Source organism: Pseudoalteromonas sp. P1-9, from assembly GCF_001399975.1.
GTDB lineage: Bacteria > Pseudomonadota > Gammaproteobacteria > Enterobacterales > Alteromonadaceae > Pseudoalteromonas.
Genome location: NZ_LKBD01000001.1, coordinates 257,811 through 277,950, shown reverse-complemented (window position 1 = coordinate 277,950; position 20,140 = coordinate 257,811). Strand labels below are relative to the sequence as shown.

General features: G+C 40.0%; 22 protein-coding genes and 1 pseudogene. 8 read left to right on the top strand and 15 right to left on the bottom strand.

What is annotated here, in order from left to right:
* Window positions 1-95 precede the first annotated feature (95 nt).
* Window positions 96-623, bottom strand: coding sequence for a hypothetical protein (locus AN214_RS01335; RefSeq protein WP_152960691.1), 528 nt, complete (start codon window positions 621-623; stop codon window positions 96-98).
* 604 nt (window positions 624-1,227) lie between these two features.
* Window positions 1,228-1,707 carry an ester cyclase gene (locus AN214_RS01330; protein WP_054978072.1) on the bottom strand — a complete coding sequence of 160 codons (480 nt, stop codon included), beginning with the start codon at window positions 1,705-1,707 and terminating at the stop codon, window positions 1,228-1,230.
* 111 nt (window positions 1,708-1,818) lie between these two features.
* Here AN214_RS01330 and AN214_RS01325 point away from each other — a divergent pair, with 111 nt between their 5' ends.
* Window positions 1,819-2,223, top strand: a complete 405-nt coding sequence (locus AN214_RS01325; protein ID WP_082428449.1) for a helix-turn-helix domain-containing protein — start codon at window positions 1,819-1,821, stop codon at window positions 2,221-2,223.
* A gap of 28 nt (window positions 2,224-2,251) precedes the next feature.
* On the opposite strand, the gene bla is transcribed toward AN214_RS01325, so the two are convergent.
* The gene (gene bla, locus AN214_RS01320; protein ID WP_054978071.1) at window positions 2,252-2,998 is read right to left on the bottom strand and encodes a subclass B1 metallo-beta-lactamase; all 747 of its coding nucleotides are present in this window, start codon (window positions 2,996-2,998) and stop codon (window positions 2,252-2,254) included.
* A gap of 77 nt (window positions 2,999-3,075) precedes the next feature.
* A complete protein-coding gene (locus AN214_RS01315; RefSeq protein WP_054978070.1) occupies window positions 3,076-4,476 on the bottom strand; it encodes an alkaline phosphatase PhoX in 1,401 nt (466 codons plus the stop codon).
* A gap of 133 nt (window positions 4,477-4,609) precedes the next feature.
* On the opposite strand from AN214_RS01315, the gene AN214_RS01310 reads away from it, so the two are divergent.
* The 4 genes from AN214_RS01310 to AN214_RS01295 all read left to right on the top strand — a co-directional run bounded on the left by AN214_RS01310 (window position 4,610) and on the right by AN214_RS01295 (window position 8,210).
* On the top strand, window positions 4,610-5,059 hold the full coding sequence (locus AN214_RS01310; RefSeq protein WP_010558343.1) for a Fur family transcriptional regulator: 450 nt from the start codon (window positions 4,610-4,612) through the stop codon (window positions 5,057-5,059).
* Between the two features lie 32 nt (window positions 5,060-5,091).
* Window positions 5,092-6,420, top strand: coding sequence for a dihydroorotase (locus AN214_RS01305; RefSeq protein ID WP_054978069.1), 1,329 nt, complete (start codon window positions 5,092-5,094; stop codon window positions 6,418-6,420).
* A gap of 71 nt (window positions 6,421-6,491) precedes the next feature.
* Window positions 6,492-7,157, top strand: coding sequence for a DUF1826 domain-containing protein (locus AN214_RS01300; protein ID WP_054978068.1), 666 nt, complete (start codon window positions 6,492-6,494; stop codon window positions 7,155-7,157).
* A 117-nt stretch (window positions 7,158-7,274) separates the two neighbouring features.
* Window positions 7,275-8,210 carry a GTP-binding protein gene (locus AN214_RS01295; protein WP_054978067.1) on the top strand — a complete coding sequence of 312 codons (936 nt, stop codon included), beginning with the start codon at window positions 7,275-7,277 and terminating at the stop codon, window positions 8,208-8,210.
* Window positions 8,211-8,286: 76 nt separating this feature from the next.
* Here the strand turns inward: AN214_RS01295 and AN214_RS01290 are convergent, their stop codons facing one another.
* The 4 genes from AN214_RS01290 to AN214_RS01275 form a co-directional block, all read right to left on the bottom strand.
* Window positions 8,287-8,661 (bottom strand): hypothetical protein, encoded by a 375-nt coding sequence (locus AN214_RS01290; protein WP_054978066.1) that lies wholly within the window; start codon window positions 8,659-8,661, stop codon window positions 8,287-8,289.
* A gap of 29 nt (window positions 8,662-8,690) precedes the next feature.
* Window positions 8,691-9,497, bottom strand: coding sequence for an ABC transporter substrate-binding protein (locus AN214_RS01285; protein WP_054978065.1), 807 nt, complete (start codon window positions 9,495-9,497; stop codon window positions 8,691-8,693).
* A gap of 6 nt (window positions 9,498-9,503) precedes the next feature.
* Complete coding sequence (locus AN214_RS01280) at window positions 9,504-10,634, bottom strand: porin (RefSeq protein ID WP_054978064.1); 1,131 nt, start codon at window positions 10,632-10,634, stop codon at window positions 9,504-9,506.
* Window positions 10,635-10,699: 65 nt separating this feature from the next.
* Complete coding sequence (locus tag AN214_RS01275; protein WP_054978063.1) at window positions 10,700-12,571, bottom strand: methyl-accepting chemotaxis protein; 1,872 nt, start codon at window positions 12,569-12,571, stop codon at window positions 10,700-10,702.
* 701 nt (window positions 12,572-13,272) lie between these two features.
* Here AN214_RS01275 and AN214_RS01270 point away from each other — a divergent pair.
* On the top strand, window positions 13,273-13,482 hold the full coding sequence (locus AN214_RS01270; RefSeq protein ID WP_010558354.1) for a cold-shock protein: 210 nt from the start codon (window positions 13,273-13,275) through the stop codon (window positions 13,480-13,482).
* A gap of 125 nt (window positions 13,483-13,607) precedes the next feature.
* On the top strand, window positions 13,608-14,006 hold the full coding sequence (locus AN214_RS01265) for a hypothetical protein (RefSeq protein WP_040642098.1): 399 nt from the start codon (window positions 13,608-13,610) through the stop codon (window positions 14,004-14,006).
* Window positions 14,007-14,146: 140 nt separating this feature from the next.
* Here AN214_RS01265 and AN214_RS01260 read toward each other — a convergent pair whose 3' ends face one another.
* On the bottom strand, window positions 14,147-14,611 hold the full coding sequence (locus AN214_RS01260) for an HPP family protein (protein WP_054978062.1): 465 nt from the start codon (window positions 14,609-14,611) through the stop codon (window positions 14,147-14,149).
* Window positions 14,612-14,716: 105 nt separating this feature from the next.
* Here AN214_RS01260 and AN214_RS01255 point away from each other — a divergent pair, with 105 nt between their 5' ends.
* A complete protein-coding gene (locus AN214_RS01255) occupies window positions 14,717-15,268 on the top strand; it encodes a TetR/AcrR family transcriptional regulator (protein WP_054978061.1) in 552 nt (183 codons plus the stop codon).
* Between the two features lie 62 nt (window positions 15,269-15,330).
* Here AN214_RS01255 and AN214_RS01250 read toward each other — a convergent pair whose 3' ends face one another.
* From AN214_RS01250 to AN214_RS01225, 6 genes and pseudogenes are all read right to left on the bottom strand, one after another.
* Window positions 15,331-16,350: an acyltransferase gene (locus tag AN214_RS01250; protein ID WP_054978060.1), complete on the bottom strand. Its 1,020-nt coding sequence runs from the start codon at window positions 16,348-16,350 to the stop codon at window positions 15,331-15,333.
* Window positions 16,351-16,510: 160 nt separating this feature from the next.
* Window positions 16,511-16,999 carry a hypothetical protein gene (locus AN214_RS01245; RefSeq protein ID WP_054978059.1) on the bottom strand — a complete coding sequence of 163 codons (489 nt, stop codon included), beginning with the start codon at window positions 16,997-16,999 and terminating at the stop codon, window positions 16,511-16,513.
* Window positions 17,000-17,164: 165 nt separating this feature from the next.
* A pseudogene (locus AN214_RS01240) lies at window positions 17,165-17,542 on the bottom strand (GNAT family N-acetyltransferase).
* A 435-nt stretch (window positions 17,543-17,977) separates the two neighbouring features.
* Window positions 17,978-18,448 carry a hypothetical protein gene (locus tag AN214_RS01235; RefSeq protein WP_054978058.1) on the bottom strand — a complete coding sequence of 157 codons (471 nt, stop codon included), beginning with the start codon at window positions 18,446-18,448 and terminating at the stop codon, window positions 17,978-17,980.
* Between the two features lie 323 nt (window positions 18,449-18,771).
* Window positions 18,772-19,431, bottom strand: a complete 660-nt coding sequence (locus AN214_RS01230; protein ID WP_054978057.1) for a CoA transferase subunit B — start codon at window positions 19,429-19,431, stop codon at window positions 18,772-18,774.
* Window positions 19,431-20,135 (bottom strand): CoA transferase subunit A, encoded by a 705-nt coding sequence (locus AN214_RS01225; RefSeq protein ID WP_054978056.1) that lies wholly within the window; start codon window positions 20,133-20,135, stop codon window positions 19,431-19,433. Before AN214_RS01225 ends, AN214_RS01230 begins: the two co-directional genes overlap by 1 nt.
* Window positions 20,136-20,140: the final 5 nt, after the last annotated feature.

Here is a 20,140-nt window from a genome sequence, read left to right as displayed (position 1 = left end):
GTGATCTTAAATTCTATGCTAAGAGACGGAGTGATTTGGGAAGCGCCAAAAGTCTAAATTTAACTATTGACGCCATAGTCTCTTGTTAGATTTTTCTAAGCAAGTTTAAAATATAAAAATGTAATGAATACAATTACACACAAAGTTAAGTAGCTAAAAGCATTAAAAACAAATGAGTGCTTAAGTAATAATTTTGGTGTTATTTCATCTGACCAATATTCAAACTTTTTTAACACTAAGTATTCAATAAAAACAGTACCTAGATAAGCAAGAAATAAATCGATACTTAATGATAACCACCAAATTAGAGTCATAGTCTCTTTAGTTGTATTACTTTGAATCATGTAACTAAGAGGTTCGAGTCGCACAATAATCATAAAGATTGGTAAAGCAATAACACCAAATAAAGTTGAGTAACAATTAAATTTAATTACTAGCCCACTCAGATGAGAGTGGTGCTCAGGTCTTACAAGTTTTTTTAGGTAGGTTCGCTCAATGAAAAATACAAAAACTATTCCAACCAAAAGAGCGTAAGTGTTTAGCATCCATATTATCGGGAGACCGCCATTCGCGAAACAAACCGAAGGACTAAGCAATCCGAGAATAAACAAAAACTTTTTCAAAAGAACTCCATTCTAGAAGAAAAATCTAACAATTTAATATCGACCCATTGGGTCGTTTTTCTACCGAGCCACGGGTCATTTTTATCATTGTACCATTTCTAACACACTAACTAACTTGTTGCTATAGTTATACTTTTATTCATTATAGAAATTATGAAAAGGATGAAAACGACCAAATGGGTCGTTTTCCTGACTATGGAAGCAGAATTTAAAAGTACTTGTGAACGGCCGTTCCTCGCTGTGAGTCGCCTTATCGCAACTGAGAATATTATGGGCCTGAGTTTAGAATTCATCCATGAAGCTTTGTTCCATCGGTCATCTCGATGATCGCTCCTACATTATTCTAATGTCCTATGACCATGTAGGCCACACACCTCACTTGCTCAAGCTGCGAAGCTTAGATGATTCAAGGCTTCCTGCCTTTCACCCTTCGGGCCAGCTTCGCTGTTCAGATTTATTCTCAATAAATTTGTGGTTTGTTTTTGTCGTGTAACAAAAATAAACAAGAGCGCATTATTGATGGTTAGAAAAGAATTTTTATATCTAAACAGCTTTAAATGAACGTTATCTTTACTGTTAACACCTTTAAGTTAATACCTAGAGACTAAAACACGCCATTACTATTACGCACTTTACCGCCAACCATCAAACTATAAAGACGCATCGAAAAACTTAAACCTTGCACGGCATCCCAATGCTCAACCAATTTGCCATTTTCTAAACGCCATGTATCAATAATATTAAAACCTTGGGTATCATCGCCACGATGTTTGCGTTTGAGCGTTGCATGCGAATGAATAATAACGTAATCCCCATCGACAAACGCACGTTTAACATCATAACTAAATTCCGGCGCCGTTTTTACAAGATCGCTTACCGCTTTAACTACACCCTCAATATTATCAGCGATGGTGCGATTATGTTGCTTGTAACTATTTTGGCCATACTGCTTAGTAACTTCGTCGAAATTATGGTCATTCATTATCAGTTGAACAAAGGCGATAACGGCCTCAACTTTTTCTCTGTCTTGTGCTGACCAGTGAGGCTTAATTAACGCTGCAACACTAATATGTGGTTTGTTCATAAATACTCTCGAATATAGTTGTAAATTTAACTTTCATTTTGCAAGTTAAATTATTTGCTTGCAGTTTGCAAGTAAATTAAACTCTCTAAAACTTATTCAATGAGCATACTTATGACTAAACGATCGCTTTGCCCTATCTCGAATGTGTTGGATCACCTTGGTGATAAATGGAGCTTACTGCTCCTAAGGGATTTGATTTTCTTCAATAAAAATTCTTATTCGGAGCTACAAAACTCTGAAGAGAAAATGGCAACAAATATTTTATCGAGCAGGCTAGAAAAACTAGAAAATGTTGGTTTTATAAGTAAGCAAACAGCGCAAAACGATAAACGAAAAAAGCTGTATACACTTACTCAAGCGGGTAAAGATACCTTGCCAATATTGCTTGAAATGATTGTGTGGAGCAGTAAACACGGTGAGAATTTAAACCTACCAGAGCAGCTTTTAACGCGTATAAAAAACGACCGCGAAGAACTAATTAATGACTTGCTGGCAAATATAAAAAGCGCACCTTAGTGCGCTTAAATTATTGCCCCTGAGCTAATTATTTATTTTGCTCTGCCAAGTAGTTTTTGGCTAGTTTGGCGGTATGAAGTAGTAACGATTGATCGCCAGCGCGGCCGTGGCCCGGAAATACATGCTTGATATTCGGATACGTAGTGAGCGTATTTTCAATTGATGTTGGCCACGTTGAAACACGCGCATCTTCAAGGTTGCCCAAGTTTTTACTGTTAAGCCCCTTTACAAAACAGCCTGCAAAGAGAATTTGTGGCTTTTCAAGCCATACCACAACATTATCAGCGGTATGCCCGCCACCAGGATAAAATACCTCTATTTTATCTTTGAGCAGCGAAAACTTATCCTCTTCAATAATATGTGTCGCCGATAACCCTTTATGCTTTTCCAATAATTGATTTGTTTTTTTATAGGCATAAGTCGGAATATTTCGCTGGTTTAGTGCAGTTAATCCGCCACTTGCATCTTGATGAAAATGCGTCACAACAGCGGCTTTCAGCGTAAACCCTTGCTCTTTTATCCAATTAATCAGTTTTTCGGTGTCACTGTTCGACCAAGGCGTATCAATCATGTAAGCCTCTTTATCGTCAACAACAACTAACCCGCGTGCAGCAACATTACCCCACTGACCAACATGCTGATAGGAAATATGCTCATAAACCCCATTTTGTATTGGCTTTATCGTTAATTTCGGATCCGCGGCGTTAAGATTAAAGCTAATAATAAAAAGCACATATAGGGTAAATTTACCCAGCGCATTAATTGAACTAAACATGTAAAAACCAGTAACGAGAAATAAAGCTATTACCTTGCAAAAACAAACACCAAAGGTCAACTTATGTTGTTAACAGTTTATGCTTCGGCCGCTTCATTTATAAAATTTTGCCAAGGCCCTCTAATTGCCAATGTGCGCGTAGGTGAATACAAATTAACAAATAACACCTCACCATTTGGCGAAAAACACGCCCCTGCCGGCTCTGTATTAATATTTATTTTGGCAAATGGATAAACCGCCCCACTTGGCGTTACACCGCGTAAATAGTTATCAGGAAATAAACTATATTGGTCTTCACACACCAATAAGTGGCTATTTGGCATCACCGTTAAGTTATCGCCAAAGTTATATAGTGATTTATCGCTACTTTCTAAAAACAGCTGTAATAACGCTGGGTGTTCTGCCTCGTTATCCGTACCTTCAAAAGCAGACGGTTGATATCGCATTATTTGACCAAGCTGCTTTGCACCACCATTGGTGCAACAAAAATAAAGTTCGTTATCACCAAAATGAATGCCCTCACCACGAGCAAAAACCGCTGCGCCCGCTTCATAGCCGCGTTTACGCAGATCATCTTCTGGGCTTTCAGGGTTATCAAGGTTTATCCATTCCACCTCAAACCACTTTGCAAGTGGCAAAGTGGTTAACTGCCAATTGCGTGTATCGAACTGTTTGCTGTGTTTAAAAACAAGTGCTTGTAATTGACCACCTAAGTGCAATTTTTCTTTAACTTTAGGAATAAAGCGATAAAACAAACTATCGCCTCTATCTTCTGTAAGGTAGACAATGCCTGTACGCGGATCAACTGCAGCCGCTTCGTGATTAAAGCGACCCATAGCGCGAAGTGGTTTCGCCTCTATCAAGCCCGTAGCAGTTGCCGGCACCTCAAATACATAACCATGAGATTTGTTTATTTCACCATCGGGTGTCGCCACCGACTCTTCACATGTTAGCCAACTTCCCCAAGGCGTTGTGCCGCCCGCACAATTTCGAATCGTGCCAACTAAACTGTAAAACTCACGCTCTACTTTTTGCGTACGCAAATTATAAATGATGTGAGTGGTCCCTCCGGGGAGTGCAACTTTGCTATGTTGCGAGTCATAAGCAAGGTCGCTTACGTGATGTTTAATCTCATTTGATGCATCATCTAAATACTTTGGGCTTAATTCATGATTGCGCACAAGCGCAACCCGGTTTTCATCAAGTGCAAAACAGCCCATACCATCGGCGCGATCGGGCACCGTTAAACCATCACTCATTTCATTATTCAAAGAAGATATAACGCGGTAACTAAATCCTTTTGGCAGATCAATTAACCCTTTTGGATCTTCAACTAAATCACCATAACCGCGCACACTGGGGGTGCTAGCACGGTTTGAATTACTCGACGGCGAAATTGCACAGCCGAGTAAACTACTGCTCAACCCCATAAACGCTAATGTCACGGTATTTTTAGTAAATTGCCTGCGTGAAACCATTATAAAAGCCTCCTTTCGTTATAAATTCTAGCCTACCCCATAAAAGCGACATTTTCATTAAATCGCTGTGTATGTTGCCTTTGATTTATTTTGTTATATTATAACATTTCAATAATTCATAACAGGGGCGAAAATGTTATCAATTGAAAAGGAAGCCGAACTGAAAAAGCGGTTCAAACTCGCAGGTGTAAAAGCAACACAAAAACGCATGGAAATTTTCCATACTTTAGTGCTGGCTAATCGGGCGCTTTCACCTTACGAATTAGCACATTTTTGTGAGAATGATTTCTCACTGTCAATTCCTGTAGTGTCAATTTACCGCACGCTCGATTTACTCGTTTCGGTTAACCTTGTTCATAAGCTCGACCTTGTAAACAAATACATTGCCTGTGCCCATTTAGAGTGCCAATCACATCATCCTCACAGCCAATTTTTAATTTGTAATGTGTGCCAAAAAGTCACCGAAATCCATATTCCCCACACCATCACAAATGAATTAAGTGAGCATATTGCAAAACACGGATTTCAACTCAAATCACCTCAATACGAATTTCAAGGCATTTGCCAAGCATGTTCGTCTTGACCCTTTAACACTGACACTTTTGCGGAATATAAATGAATTTAACTCTTTTAAAAAATGCCAAAATTGTTAATGAAAACAGCATATTTGAAGCCGACTTACGAATAAATAAAGGCCGCATAGAGCGCATCGAAAAACACCTTAATGCACAGCCAAACGAACAAGTCATCGATTTACAAGGTGATTGGTTACTTCCGGGGATGATTGATGATCAAGTTCATTTTCGCGAACCAGGCCTTGAGTGGAAAGCAAACATCGCTAGCGAATCGCGCGCTGCGGTAGCTGGCGGTATTACAAGTTATATGGAAATGCCCAATGTAAACCCTGCAACCACAAATCATGCGGCGTTAAGGCATAAACGCGATATTGCCGCAGCCAATTCACTGGCAAATTACGCATTTTACTTAGGTGCGACTCCTAACAACCTTGATCAAATTAAGGCGTGTGACCCAAAAACCGTATGTGGTGTAAAAGTGTTTATGGGTGCATCAACGGGTGATTTATTAGTAGAGCACCCAGCCGCGCTTGAGGCGATTTTCAAAGAATGCCCAACGCTTATCGCCACACATTGTGAAAAGGGCGATATTATTGCCAACAATTTAAAAGGATTGGCAAATAGACCGCTAACGATTCACGACCATCCAATTATTCGCGATGTTGAAGCCTGTTATGCTTCGTCTTCTTACGCGGTAAATTTGGCTAAAAAATATAGTAGCGACTTGCATGTACTGCATATCACAACAGCCAAAGAGCTAACACTATTTGAAGCGGGATCCATCGATAACAAACACATTACCGCAGAAGCCTGTGTCCATCATTTATGGTTTAACCAAGATGATTACACCCGCCTTGGCAATTTAATTAAGTGTAATCCAGCAATTAAATCAGAACATGATCGCCTCGCCTTATTAAACGCGTTAAACGACGGCCGAATAGACATTATTGCCACCGATCATGCACCGCATACATGGCAAGAAAAACAAGCACCCTATAGTGAAGCACCCGCAGGATTACCACTAGTGCAACATGCTCTGCTGAGTTTATTTGACCAAGTAAAACGCGGCGCATTAACTATTGAGCAAGTTGTTGAAAAAACAGCTCATAACCCAGCTAAACGCTTCAAAATAAATGAACGCGGTTTTATCCGTGAAGGCTACTTTGCCGACCTAACCGTGGTGAGTTGTTGCGCGAGCGAAGCGGTAACACACGACAACACCCATTATCACTGTGCATGGTCGCCATTTGCTGGGCATCAGTTTTCGCATAGCATTCGCTACACCTTTGTAAATGGTCAATGCGTTTACAACCATGGCGACATTATTGACGACACCACCAGCGCAATGCCGCTAATTTTTAACCGCTAAATGTAACGTGTATTTGTCATACCTATGACACGCAATTTTTAGCAAATAAACCGACTTAACAGGGGCAACTTATGAGTAATCAGGCCATTTTAGAAAACAACACCGCGCTTTACCGCCGCGCTGCCATTTCTGAACAACCAAATATCCTTGCGGATATTTATCAAGACGACGTAAACATAGCGATTTGGCAAAACGAATTGAGCGAACTCGCAACACAACAAACAAATGATTTGCGCCAAAGTAGCGAACACTTAAATATGGTGCTGGCGGCAACACCAGACAACGTTATGGCGCAATTATTGGAAAATCAGGCCCTTGCCGATAAACCCGCACTTTGTCAGCATATTCAAATATTGCTCGATATGTTTTGTACCTTGTTTGAATTACAGCGTGCTGGGCTGCGCCTAACCTTGCTAGATAAAGCAATGTGTCCCAAATTCCACGTTGACAAAATCCCGTGTCGATTGGTTTCAACCTTGGGCGGGCCTGCGACTGAATGGCTCGCTTTTGAAGATGTTGATTACACTAAGCTAGGTTTAGCCAGTGTTGGCCTAAGCGATGATGAGTCTGGCGTGTATTTGCATGAAAATGCCATACAACAAATGCAATCTGGTGATGTGGCATTGCTAAAAGGTTCAGGCTGGCAAAATAATCAAGATGCGGCACTAGTTCATCGTTCACCTCAAGTTATAAATAATGAAAAACGTCTAGTAATCACGCTCGATTTTATCGATTAACGCTACTTCAACCAAAGCGACCGATTTAACACGCCAAGCTCAGGTAAAAATTGGCGTTTAGCGTTAACCATTATGGCAAGGTATTAATACCATTTCGCACTTCATTTAGAGAATTTTATGGAAGCAATTATAGTTATTGTTGGTTTCTTAGGAGCCGGCAAAACAACCTTACTTAAAAAGCTAGTCGATAATGCACTAGCGCAATCTTGGCAGCCGTTTATTGTGCTTAACGACTATGAAACTGCTGAGTTAGATATCGCACAGCTCAATGATAAATTAGACAAACAATGGTTAAAAGCCTTAAGTGGCAGCTGCATTTGTTGTAGCGGTATTTCTGAACTAAGAGATTCTGTAAATCGCATACCTGAACGTAAAAATGGCGTTACCTTTATTGAAGCAAACGGTACTACCGACGCATGCTCATTAATGGGCTTTTTAGGTGTTGGTATAAACGAGCGCTTTTTAGCGCCCATTCAAATTTCAGTGGTTGATGTAAACAATTGGCAAAAGCGCGATGAGTATAACGAGCTCGAAGCAAATCAAATCCAAGTCTCGTCGATTTTAGTGCTCACCCATGAAGATAAAGTAGATGCAAATCGTATAAATCACGTAAAAGCCGAGCTCAAAAATATCAATTCAAGCGCTCACATTATTAGCTTTGCTGATGTGGATATTGCGCAGCTGCCTGAAATTGCGCCATTGAACAACACAGCAATAAAACTTGACCACCATAAAGCACATTGGGCATCGAGTTCGGCCGATTTACCGCATTTACCCGATTACCTATGTGTAAAAGACATTTGCGATGCTTTGCCTAGCACCATTTTACGCATAAAGGGTTGTACCACTGTCGCCGATGAGCCCCATTATGTGTATTTTGAGCGCTGCCCAGACGGAGAAGTATATGTAAGACCTTATCGCGGAAAACCTGACACCGGAACAAAATTACTTACTATTGGCCCTGGAAGCGATAAAACATTGTTAGAGCAAGTAATTAAAAACGCTTTAATCGCAGCAAAAAAACGGGAAAAATCGGCCGTGTGTAACGTTTAACGCAAAGCCAATTTACGGTAATTGAAAATAGCGCGTAACGCGCTATTTTTATCGCTAATCAAAAAACAACACAACGCTAACTATTTGCCGCAACCGCACTCAAGATACTAACTACCGCAAATAACATCCACGACAAGTGTTTGGCTTTCGAGCCCACTAATGCCACAATAAAATGAATAGCAAACGTCACTGCAATAATATAAAGCAGCGCAACTTTACTAGGGTTTGGCTCTGCAAGTGTCAACAAAATCGCGGCAAAACCAACCCAAGTAACCGAGGTTAAATGCCAAGCAAAACGCAATGTGCGTTTGGTAAAATCATCGTTACCAAAAAGCTTAGGTAAATTATCTCGCTTAAATAGCCTTATCAGAATGTAACGCTCTCCAAGGTAAGAGTGTGCAAACGATACAAGTAACAGTAAGCAAGCTGAAATGTAGAGTAGAAACATCATATCCTTATGTACCACTTTATAGATTAAGTTTACTGATCAACTGAGTCAGTCGTTCGCTGCTGATTAGATATCTGTTTAATGGCGTTATTTAGCTCAGCCAAAAACGACTCAAAATCAGTAAAATGCTGCACATATTCTTTTGAAAAGCCAATATGTGCAGATTGAGAAGAAATGGTTTCCATAACAATAAAATCGGCATTATTCGGCATATCATTTTGCGCTAACGCATCTTTTAACACCAACAAGGTTGATGTTTTATCATTTATATAACAATCAATTCGCCGTTTCAGTAATTTTTCAACATTATGCTCTGTGCTCTTATTGCTTTCTAGCAAAATTGTGCCCAGTTTAACTGCTTTAGAATATTTATCATTGAGCAGTATATAACCCGCATTAATGCCTAAACTAAGCGGCTTTGAGTTTTTATTTTGAGAAAAATAATCAACTAATCGCACATTTTTATGGCACAACACTACGACTTCTTCTAATCCAATTTTTTCCGAATAATGAGAAATAAAGGGGCGTGTTTCAGGGTGTTTATAAGGGGGCAAAATGGCAAGCTCTTTACCTTGTTCCATAAGCATTAATGCGCGTTTCCATGGCAGTGGCAAAAAACGAATATGATAATTAGGTGCAAGTTCTCGGCTCACTTGGCGTATAAAGTCGATATAGATGCCTTTGACTTTGCCATTTTCAATGTAGCTGTAAGGCGGGTAATCATCGTCAACTAAAATGCGTACTTCTTGGCTATCTCCCGCAAATAAATGGGCACTGCAAAAAAGCAGAAAACTCAATGCAACTAATGGGCGCAAACGTAAATAGTACTTAATTATCATGTGGTTTTAATACGCCCACTGCTGAAAGTAATCATAACGAAAGCCTACCGAAATTGACTGAGTGTCTTTCAAGGCATCAAAGTCTTTCGTTAAATACTCTAAATGAAAGCGTAGGTTATCGCTTGGCAGCCACTCAAATGTTAAGTTGGCTCCTTGATGGCTTTTAGTTTCAAGTTTTGAATTTCCGTCATCGAAATCAAAGAAGCCTAATTTAGCGCGATACAAAGGGTGAAAACGATAGGCAAGTGAAACATCAAGCGTAGTGCCACTTCTGGAATTAACCCGCTGATAATCAACATCTTGGTACGCAATAGCTGCGTAAAGGTTGTCGCTAATATCAAGCGCTGCCATGCCCGCTACCACTTCCGTTTTGCCGATTTTTATTTGTTGCTGATCATAATCATCTTGCGTTGAATAAGTTAGCGCTAAGTGCAAGCCATTTCGGCTGTAACCTAAACCGGTATTAACAAAGTCGGCAAAATCATCGCCACTATCACCATCAAACTGTCCACCTATCATAAACTTAAAATCATTAATTTGGTTTTCATAGGTAACTAGGTTATTGACAAAAAACGGGCTTTCAACATCGTAAGCAAAGGGACTACTGCGATGGTTAAAAATATCGACATATTCAGCAATCAAGGTGTATTGCACCGGTCTTTGTTTTCCAAGACCAAACTGACCTACTGGCGAATCTAGCGCCACGTATACTTGTCTGGCCTTACCAAAATCACCATTATTGCCAAGATCAATACTCCATTCGCCATGAGCGATTGCCTGCCAGCCGGGTTTAAATTGGTAGGTAGATTTAAATCCTGCATGAGACAACGCATCCTGAATGTCCCAAAAATCATCGTTATGGTCTTCAATATAACCGTAAGTTGGCCGCAACGTCGCATACAGCTTAATACTGCCGTCTTCGTTCTTCTTCGGCTGTAAACCCTCTGGGTTTTCTGGCACATCGTTTTTATTCGTTGCGCCTTGTTGACTGGCTTTTGCCTCTAAACCTGCCAGTCGTTTTTGCAACGCAACTAACTGCTGTTTAATAAGCTCAATTTCGTTTGCTTGGTTATCATTAGCATGTGCAACATGGCTAAAAAGTAATGGCGCACAAAGCAGAATGTTAAAACGTTTCATCGGTGTATCCTCACTGTGGCTAACTGACTAAACTTCTGTCCATTAATAAAACAGGCGATTGTCCGTTACACCTTAAAGCGATCCAGTATCTGCTTCTGTTCTTGAATACTATTGGCTTGCAACTCAATTGATTCGCTCGTTTGGTGCGCATAATTAGAAACATTGACCGAAATATCCCGAATCCTTACGGTATTTTCATTAATTTCTTCCGACACCGAACTTTGCTCTTCGGCTGCCGATGCAATTTGCGTATTCATGTCGTTAATTAAATTAATTGCAGCGCAAATTCTATCGAGTGCTTGCTGTGTGCTTTTTGCTTGTTCAACGGTTTCTTGTGCAGCGCCTTGGCTTACTTTCATCGCTTCTACAACCGTTTTTACGCCCGATTGCAATTGGTCAATCATGGCACGTATTTCAGTTGTAGAATCTTGAGTACGAGAGGCGAGTGTGCGAACTTCATCTGCCACCACGGCAAAACCACGGCCCTGTTCACCCGCCCTTGCCGCTTCAATTGCAGCATTAAGCGCAAGCAAATTAGTTTGTTCAGCAATCTCGTTGATCACCTGCAAAATGGTTTCAATGTTATGGGTGGCATTTTCTAAAATTTCGACATTACCAACCGCATGCTCAATGCGCGTCGATAATGTGTCAATCAATGACGTTGTTTGTTCTACGATTTGCACGCCTGTTTGGGTGGCGTTATCAGCTTCTTTCGTTGCTTCGGCCGCGCTTTGTGCATTATTGGCAACCTCGGAAGCGGTTACCGTCATTTGATTCATCGCTGTGGCGAGTAAATCAATTTCTTGCAACTGCGTCGATACCGCAGCATTCGAATCGTGTACGCCTTGTTGTGATACTCTCATGCTGCTCAAAACATCATCGCCGGTCGACTTTAATAGCTTAATTTGCTCTCTCAGGTTTTCTTTAAAGAGGTTAAATCCGGTGGCCAATTCAGCAAATTCTTGGTCAGTATCGGTCGATAGCCGTCTTGTTAAGTCCCCTTCGCCAGTTGCGATATTCTCTATCGCACTGTTTAGTGCATTAAGTGGCGTTAACAACTTTTTGATAATAAGCTGCAGTACCAACACACTCACAATTAACGCAATAATACTGAAAATAATAACTTGGTTACGCATATCGGTAACCGCTTTGTAAGCTATTTTTTCATTAAGCAGCACGCCAATGTACCAATCTTGATCAGGAATTTTAGCAAATCGAAGGTTAAACTCTTCGCCATCAACGATTGGGTGTTCAATGTTATTAACCTGAATACGCGAGTTGGGTAAAAACTCACTCATATTTTTGCCATTTTTACTGGTATCTGGATGAGCTATCACCACGCCACTTTCCGATACAATAAAAATGTAACCAGCATCGAACAATTGCACGCGATTTACCAAATCCGATAAACCAGACAAACTCAAATCAAAAAAGATCGCGCCAATAAATTCGTTCGCTTTAATCAGCGGAGTGGCAACGGAAATCAATATTTCACCTGTGGCTGAATCTGCATAAGGTTCGGTAATAATGAGTTGACGCTCATTTTTTGCTTTTACATACCAAGGTCTTACTCTTGGGTCCCAACCTGCACCCGGCTCCCAGTCAGGATCACTTTTGAAGTTAGAGCCATCCGATTCGTAGCCACCGCCGATCAGTAAAAACTCTTGTTTTATTTCTGGAATACGAATGACATCGGTAATGTGTTGATGAGAAGGGTCTAGTTGTGCAAGCGAGGTGGCATAACTAGCAATTGCTTTTTTACCACCAAGCTCTGACGAAACGGTGTTTTTAACACCGTGAACAATGTCTTCAATACTTTCTTCGATGGTTGTGTGAAGTTTTGATTTAATGGTGAAAAACTGAATGGTGCCAAGAAAGGCAATGGTGATAATAAGTAACAGCGAAGATGCAATTGCAACCTTATGAACAAATTTCATAACATTCTCAACCTAATGTTTGCTACATAACTAAAAAGTGTCTAAGCAAGTAGGTTGCTTAGCCTCTTTTTATGAGATGTCTTTAACATTAGTTGATAAATTTACATTTTTCCTTCTCATCACCCCATATATATCTTCTATTTTTTGTCGTTATGAAAGCGATTTAAACAAGATCTGTAACCGCGAAAATAACTATCCAATTCGGGGGATGCATCTTTAATCGAAGTAGCTTCAAAGCGAATTATACGTTGCTGTTTAAAGTAATAAACTGCAACGTGTTAACGCTGCATTTAAGCGCTTCACAAATGCCACTGCGGTATCTTTTGCACACTCAACACTACTGTAACCAATGTAACCTCTTGTCATTATCACAACATTTAAATTAATTACTTATACTTCAAGTATTAAACCATCAGAAAAGCCAATCTTTCTGTGTATATTGAGGCGCATAAAGCGCTCACTTATCAAACAAAAGTTGAGTAAAATTTTCCCAACATTGTCATTAAATTATCATTGACTTTGACTTGCATGCCAGTTAACTTGAGTTAGTAGCTAATAAGTTGAGTTACAGTATTATTTCTTCATTTCGTCGAATATGATGTACGTCGTCCTGTTGTGATTAACACTTTGCTTTATTTTGACGCTATTCACGCTCATTGTGAGCAATTGTTACACCCCTATTTATATACTGGATTTATATCATGTCAGAAAAAGTAAACGGCACTGTAAAGTGGTTTAATGAATCAAAAGGTTTTGGCTTTATCGAACAAGCATCAGGCCCAGACGTATTTGTACACTTTAGTGCTATTACTGGTGACGGCTTCCGTACCTTAACTGAAGGTCAGAAAGTTGAGTTCACTGTAACGACAGGTCAAAAAGGACCTCAAGCTGAAAACCTAGTGGTTTTATAAGCAAAAATTCCGGAGGCAAGTAATCTATTTGCCTCAGCTCCCCTCCAACAAATTCGTATTAAATTCCAACTGATATCTGTCACTAATTCGGTTACAATTACATTTTTCACCCCTAATCACCGAAAATGAAAGTTAATTCATCAAGTAGCTATGGAAAGTTCACCGTATCCCTATTAAGTGAGCGCATTATTTACGCCAAACTTATTGGCAGCTTTAGTGAGCGTGGTATTAGTGATTACATCAATCAGGTGAAAACAATAATCAGTGACTTTGCCGGCAAACCATTTGCAATGCTAATCAATAATCTGGAAATTGAGGGTGGCACGCCAGAGGCATACCAAACCCTCGATAACTACAATCACTGGTTAAATCAGCAAGCTATCGTTGCAAAAGCATTTATCATTGATGACAACGTCACAAAACATATTCTGCTAACGCGTACGCCATCATTAAAACAGCAAAACATCGCCTTTTTTAAAACAGTAAATGAAGCACAGGACTGGCTAGAAGCCGAATTGCATTAATTTTTCACTGCAATATTTGCCTGAGTTAATCACTTCATAAGCAGAGTAAAAAAGATAGCATCTAGTCGTATTTCACATTTACCGATGCAACTCATCACAATGCGCCCAGAATAAAAGTCACTTTCACATCAGACAGGCACTTAAGCACGCTTTAACATGCTTACCCCATTGCGTTTTACAACCAACATTAATTTTCCAACTAACACTAACAGCACCGCGCCAATCAGCACCGGAGTCACTAAAAAGCTCCAACCTTCCCCCGCCAACATTATTAATATTGGATTTGCTCCCGCTGGCGGGTGTGTTGTTTTAGTCAATAACATTGCGGTTACCGCAAGACCTGATGCCAGCGCTAAAGTAAAAGGTGACACGCCAATATACAAGGTAAATATAATACCAATCGAAGCCGTAATGAGATGGCCGCCAATCACATTTTTCGCTTGTGCTAATGGGCTTTCTGGCACACCGAAAACTAATACGGCGGTTGCACCAAACGGCGCCATAAGTAAGGCAAAGCCCATAACAGACGCATCAAAAAACGAGAGCAAAGCGATGCCTAAAAACGCCCCCAAACCTGCTAGTATCGGCAAAAATAATGTATTCATTTCAACTCCAAATAAAAGTAGACCGTTTTGTCTACATTTTTAGAGTAGACAAAACGGTCTACTTTTGTCAATATACTTTTCAGACAAAGTCATACAAAGATAAATATGAGTAAAAAACGTCAATTGCTTATTGATACCGCCCTAACGCTTTTTTATAAGCAAGGCATTCACGCTATTGGGATCAATGAAATACTAACTACATCTGGCGTGGCAAAACGCACTTTGTACAGTCATTTTGCAAGTAAAGACGCTTTGTTAGAGGCCGCACTTGAAACACGTCATAACACCTTTATGGCATGGCTAAATGATAAGTTAGATGGCGCAAATTCGGATCAGCACACTATTGAACTGCTTTTTAACGCGTTGGCGAGTTGGTTTACACACAATGAACCCAAATTGGGGGATTTTAGGGGCTGTTTTTTTATAAATACATCAGCTGAATTTAGCGATACCCAATGTAATATTTATGCGCTATGTCAACAACATAAAGCCGAAGTAAAAACCGTAATTGAAAATAAGTTGCAAGGCACTAACCAATTATTAGTTGATGTAATTTGTATTATGAAAGAAGGTGCCATTGTCAGCGCACAAGTCTCAGGGTACAACCCAAAACACATAAAAAGCTGTATTACTGCCTTACAAGGTATGCTCGACTAAAACTCCTAATTACTAACGTAAATTAACCTAGTCGCAAGCGAGCTATTAACGTGCTCGCTTTATTAACTAGCAGCTCGAAAATTTACATTTCGCCTTATTAAATTTGCAATCGGCCTTTCAAAGTATTGATACGATAAAAAAGCAACAAGCACACTCAAAACCAATGAGAGTAGCAATTTAATCTCGATAGACAGTTGAAGTTGATTCACTTTAGTAATAATCGGCATATGCAACAAGTACAATGAATACGATATTTTGCCAATAAAATCGCCAAATCGGTTTGCCAAAAGCACATTGTTATTCGGAACCAAAAATACCACACAAAAGAACACCGTACTCATAACAAGCAGCACTTCGTAGCTAAGCCACATTCTCACTTTATCGACAGTAGTAACAGGTGAAAACGCAGGATACATTAAAGGTATAAGCAAAAGAGACAATACAAACCTGTGTTTTTTAAGGTATTCGGGCACATTAAAGGTGTGATAATGCATGCCAAAAAGAACACCAACAAAAAAGAATGGCAGCGTTCTTAATATACTAAAATAATTGTATGGAACCCCATAAATATCGCCCGTTATTCTTGGAAAATTCGTCAAAAACAAGGCGATCATTACAGCCAAAATAGATAAATAAATATACCCTCTTCGCTTGAGTGCAAATAACCAAAATACGATAAATAATAAATAGAAATGTATTTCTGGGGGAATTGACCAGAGCACGCTGTCGCCGTAAACAAACAGTAAATGCCCCATTAATGTATTTGCGTCAGGAATATGATAAAGGCTGTCATTTCCCATTAACGTTAAAAAATACGACGCGAAAACAACAACAAAGAATAGTGGTAACACCCTTGCTGCCCTCGCTAAAAAATAGCGAATAAGGTTATGTTTGTTAAAATCTTGCCCTAAGTACAAATACGCCATTAAAAAACCGCTCAATAAGAAAAAGAGCATTACCCCGTAAGCTCCCGAGCCACCTCCTAACGCACCATCAAGCCAATGGGTTATATCGCTAAAATGCGTAAAAAACACAATCAACGCAGCTAAACCACGCAGCATATTCAGTTTTCGGATTTCCAAGAAGGGCTCCTACGGAGTGTTAATAAGCAACACTTTGTGTCGCTAAAAAGATTAAATCGATTTGTTAAAATGAGTCTCTGGCGTCAAATAGCCGTTTTATACGCATTATTTCCCGTATGTAAGATACACTTAACGGCAACATACCACGCTAATTATTCGATTATGAAGAAGTGACTAACGTTCGCTCAAAATACGTTCTCTTTTTGAAAACTATAAAGCCAATCACCAGGTAAAGCACACACATAATTAGCAACGATGTATACATGCCTTGCTGCGAAAATATCATGTTGAGTGCCTCTTCTCTCACTGGCAAGCCACGTGCTTCTATACTTGCCGCATATACACTGCGAACCGCATCTAGATCTCGAAGCGCAAGACAAAACGTAAATATATTTTGAGTTGCAGCAATCACAAGCGCATTTATTGCGATGTAAAACCCTTTTGGATTAGGTCTAAAAAGGCAATAAACAGTTGCTGTATTTAGAACAAATACTATAAATGCAAAAACGAAGAATAACGGCGATAGGTTATTAAGCGAAAACACATAAAAAACGGTCGAGAGCCCAAAACGAACGATGGCATCAAGATCTTTCCCCGCCGCCCAAATAAACCACACTATGAGTAATATTATTGATTTGCTCTTTCTCATTAACCTTATATCCCTTTTTCCTACAGCGTACTTTAAAAGGCCGAAAGAAACCTGTTATCTAATAAACTGAACCTAAACTAACACTTTGAAATAGTTTGCTTTTATAATGCGGTAAATATTAATACAAGACAAAACTCAAGCATAACTTATTGGCTTATTATGTTGTTACAGCTCTTTAACCATAAAGTATTTACAACCCTCTTTAGGGTAACCTTCTTGCACCCATTGGGTAACATAGCCGTGCTTTTTATAAAAAGGCATTGCTTGAAAATTTAATGTATCTAGCAAGCATTTTTTGCAGCCTCGCTTTCTCGCTGCTGTTTCAATTTTATTAAGCAATTGCGTACCCACGTCTTGGCCTCGTAATCGCTCAGAAACCCACAAAATATCGAGTAAGAGCCAATCACCAAATGTGCGAGCCGAAGCCCCTGCTATAATTTCTCCCAACTCATTTTTTATTTGCGCAGCCAAAGGTAATCTTTCTTGCACTTCCCAATTTGCTCAATTGAACTCTCTGATTCTGTCAGTAAGGTAATCTGTCAGCTCTTTTTCAGGGTTGTTAGAGCGTGTTAACCTTAACGGTCTTAATTCTGTTCAAATCCAAACCGTTTTGATCGCGGCGTCGCTTTGTAGGCCTAGTGAGCTAAGTCAAAAAGTGACAACAAAGAGCATAACGGCTTGGGTTGAACCCTGCGGGCAGCGCTTGTTTGGCATTTATACTGTGTTGTCGCTCATTTATGTAGAAGAGCTACACTACAATCGCTCTGCCTAGTCTAAATGACAAACAAACTGCTGCAGAAATAGACAGTAAAGGTCACCACGCTCTTATATTTCAATATCCAATTTCAATTCCAATGCATGTTACAACCACAATTACGACACCAAGTTTTAAGTAACTGATATTTATATATGAAACGTGGCAGAACCAAGGAAAGTACCATCAGTCCCGCACGTAATTTGCTAGTGATACGTTTTTTACTATTTACCCGCTTTTCCGGCTTCTAAAATGGGCAATCCAGCCTCAGTTGGAATATAAATACGTTCACCTTTGCCATCTTGTAAACCTTTGATCCAGACATAACGAAGATACTCTTCATTGCCTTTCAGAGATTCTCCAATGATCTTATTCGCTTCAGCTGCGGCTTTTGCTCGTTCTATATCTGCTTGCCCTTCAGCTCTGGCTTGAACAATCTTAGCTTTACCATCTGCCTCGGCTAGCGTAACTCTTGCTTTAGCTTGCATTAAAGCAGCAGCCTCTCGCGCTTTAGCCTCTTCAATTAATATCTGCTTACTCCATTCAGCTTCTTTTAAAGCTGCAATACCATTCATTTCTAATTTATATACTTTATATTTAGGCCATGCCCATAAAGCCAAAACAATTAATAAAACAAAAAACAATACAAGGCCAATTAGACCACCAAATGCAATTGCATTTCTATTCGGATGCATAAACTTTCCTTAATGCTTGTAAAGCTATGACAAAAGGCAGAAAGTAGCAGGCTAAATGAAGTGAACAATTAGCGCAAGTCTACAGCTTTTGGTTTACTGATTAATTAGTTATTTGCTTAATATTCTTCGCTTTATTCACCTAAAGTTGCAACACCAGTAATTACCCCAACTTTTTAATTTGATCCCTACAACAACCTAAAACGCTACTGCCATCAACAAGCTCGAACACCACAATCACACTATTTCGGTTCCAATAACCCTAAAAATAAAAAGGGGAAGTGCTCAGCTTCCCCTTTGGTTTAACGCTACAACTGGAAATTAATTTAACTAAACACCATTTCGGGCACACAATCAGGCACCACTAACTTGCCTTGGGTTTTACTTACGATTTCATCCACGCTAATACCCGGTGCGCGCTCTAATAAATGAAACGCACCGTCTTTTACCTCTAACACTGCTAAATCGGTTACAATTTTATTAATGCAGTTCACCCCTGTGAGCGGTAGGCTGCAATGGCTTAATAATTTGGACTCGCCATGTTTATTAGCATGAGTCATTACACAAATAATGTTTTTAGCGCCTGCCACTAAATCCATTGCGCCGCCCATGCCCTTGACCAATTTTTTGGGGATCATCCAGCTGGCAATATTGCCATGTTGGTCCACTTCGAATGCACCTAACACAGTTAAATCAACGTGGCCGCCGCGGATCATCGCAAAACTTTCTGCCGAGCTAAAAATCGCGGCGCCAGTGGCTGCGGTAACGGTTTCTTTACCCGCGTTTATCATATCTGCGTCTACTTGGTCTTTTGTTGGGTAAGGGCCCATGCCGAGTAAGCCATTTTCTGATTGCAGCATTACTTCGATGCCCTCAGGCACAAAATTCGCCACAAGCGTTGGAATGCCAATGCCAAGATTTACATAAAAACCGTCTTCCAGTTCACGTGCTACACGCTGTGCAATTTGTTCTCTGGTTAATGCCATTAGTTTTGCTCCTGTGTCACAACGCGCTCAATACGTTTTTCAAATGCACCTTTTATCACGCGGTTTACATAAATACCTGGAGTATGAATTTCACTGGGCGCAAGCTCACCGGGTTCCACAATTTCTTCTGCTTCTACTACAGTAATTTTGCCTGCGGTTGCCGCCATGGGGTTAAAATTCATTGCGGTATGGCGATAAACGCAGTTGCCAAAGCGGTCAGCTTTCCACGCTTTAATAATGGCAAAGTCACCGACAATACTTGGCTCTAACAAATAATCACGGCCATTAAACTGTTTAATCTCTTTGCCTTCAGCCACTAAGGTACCCACACCTGTTGCTGTATAAAATGCGGGAATGCCCGCACCACCTGCACGCATTTTTTCAGCCAAAGTACCTTGTGGGGTAAGTTCTACCTCCAATTCACCTGCCAAAAGTTGCTGCTCAAATAAAGCGTTTTCACCCACATACGACGACACCATTTTTTTAATTTGCTTGTCTTCAAGCAAAATGCCCAAACCAAAGCCATCGACACCACAGTTGTTTGAAACAACCGTAAGCCCTTTGGTTTGCTGGCGTTTAATTTCACCTATTAAACCTTCAGGAATACCGCACAAACCAAAACCACCGGCAATTACTGTCATGCCATCTTCAAGCCCAGACATTGCCTCACTGTAGCTTGTAACTACTTTATTAAATCCTGCCATTTTAA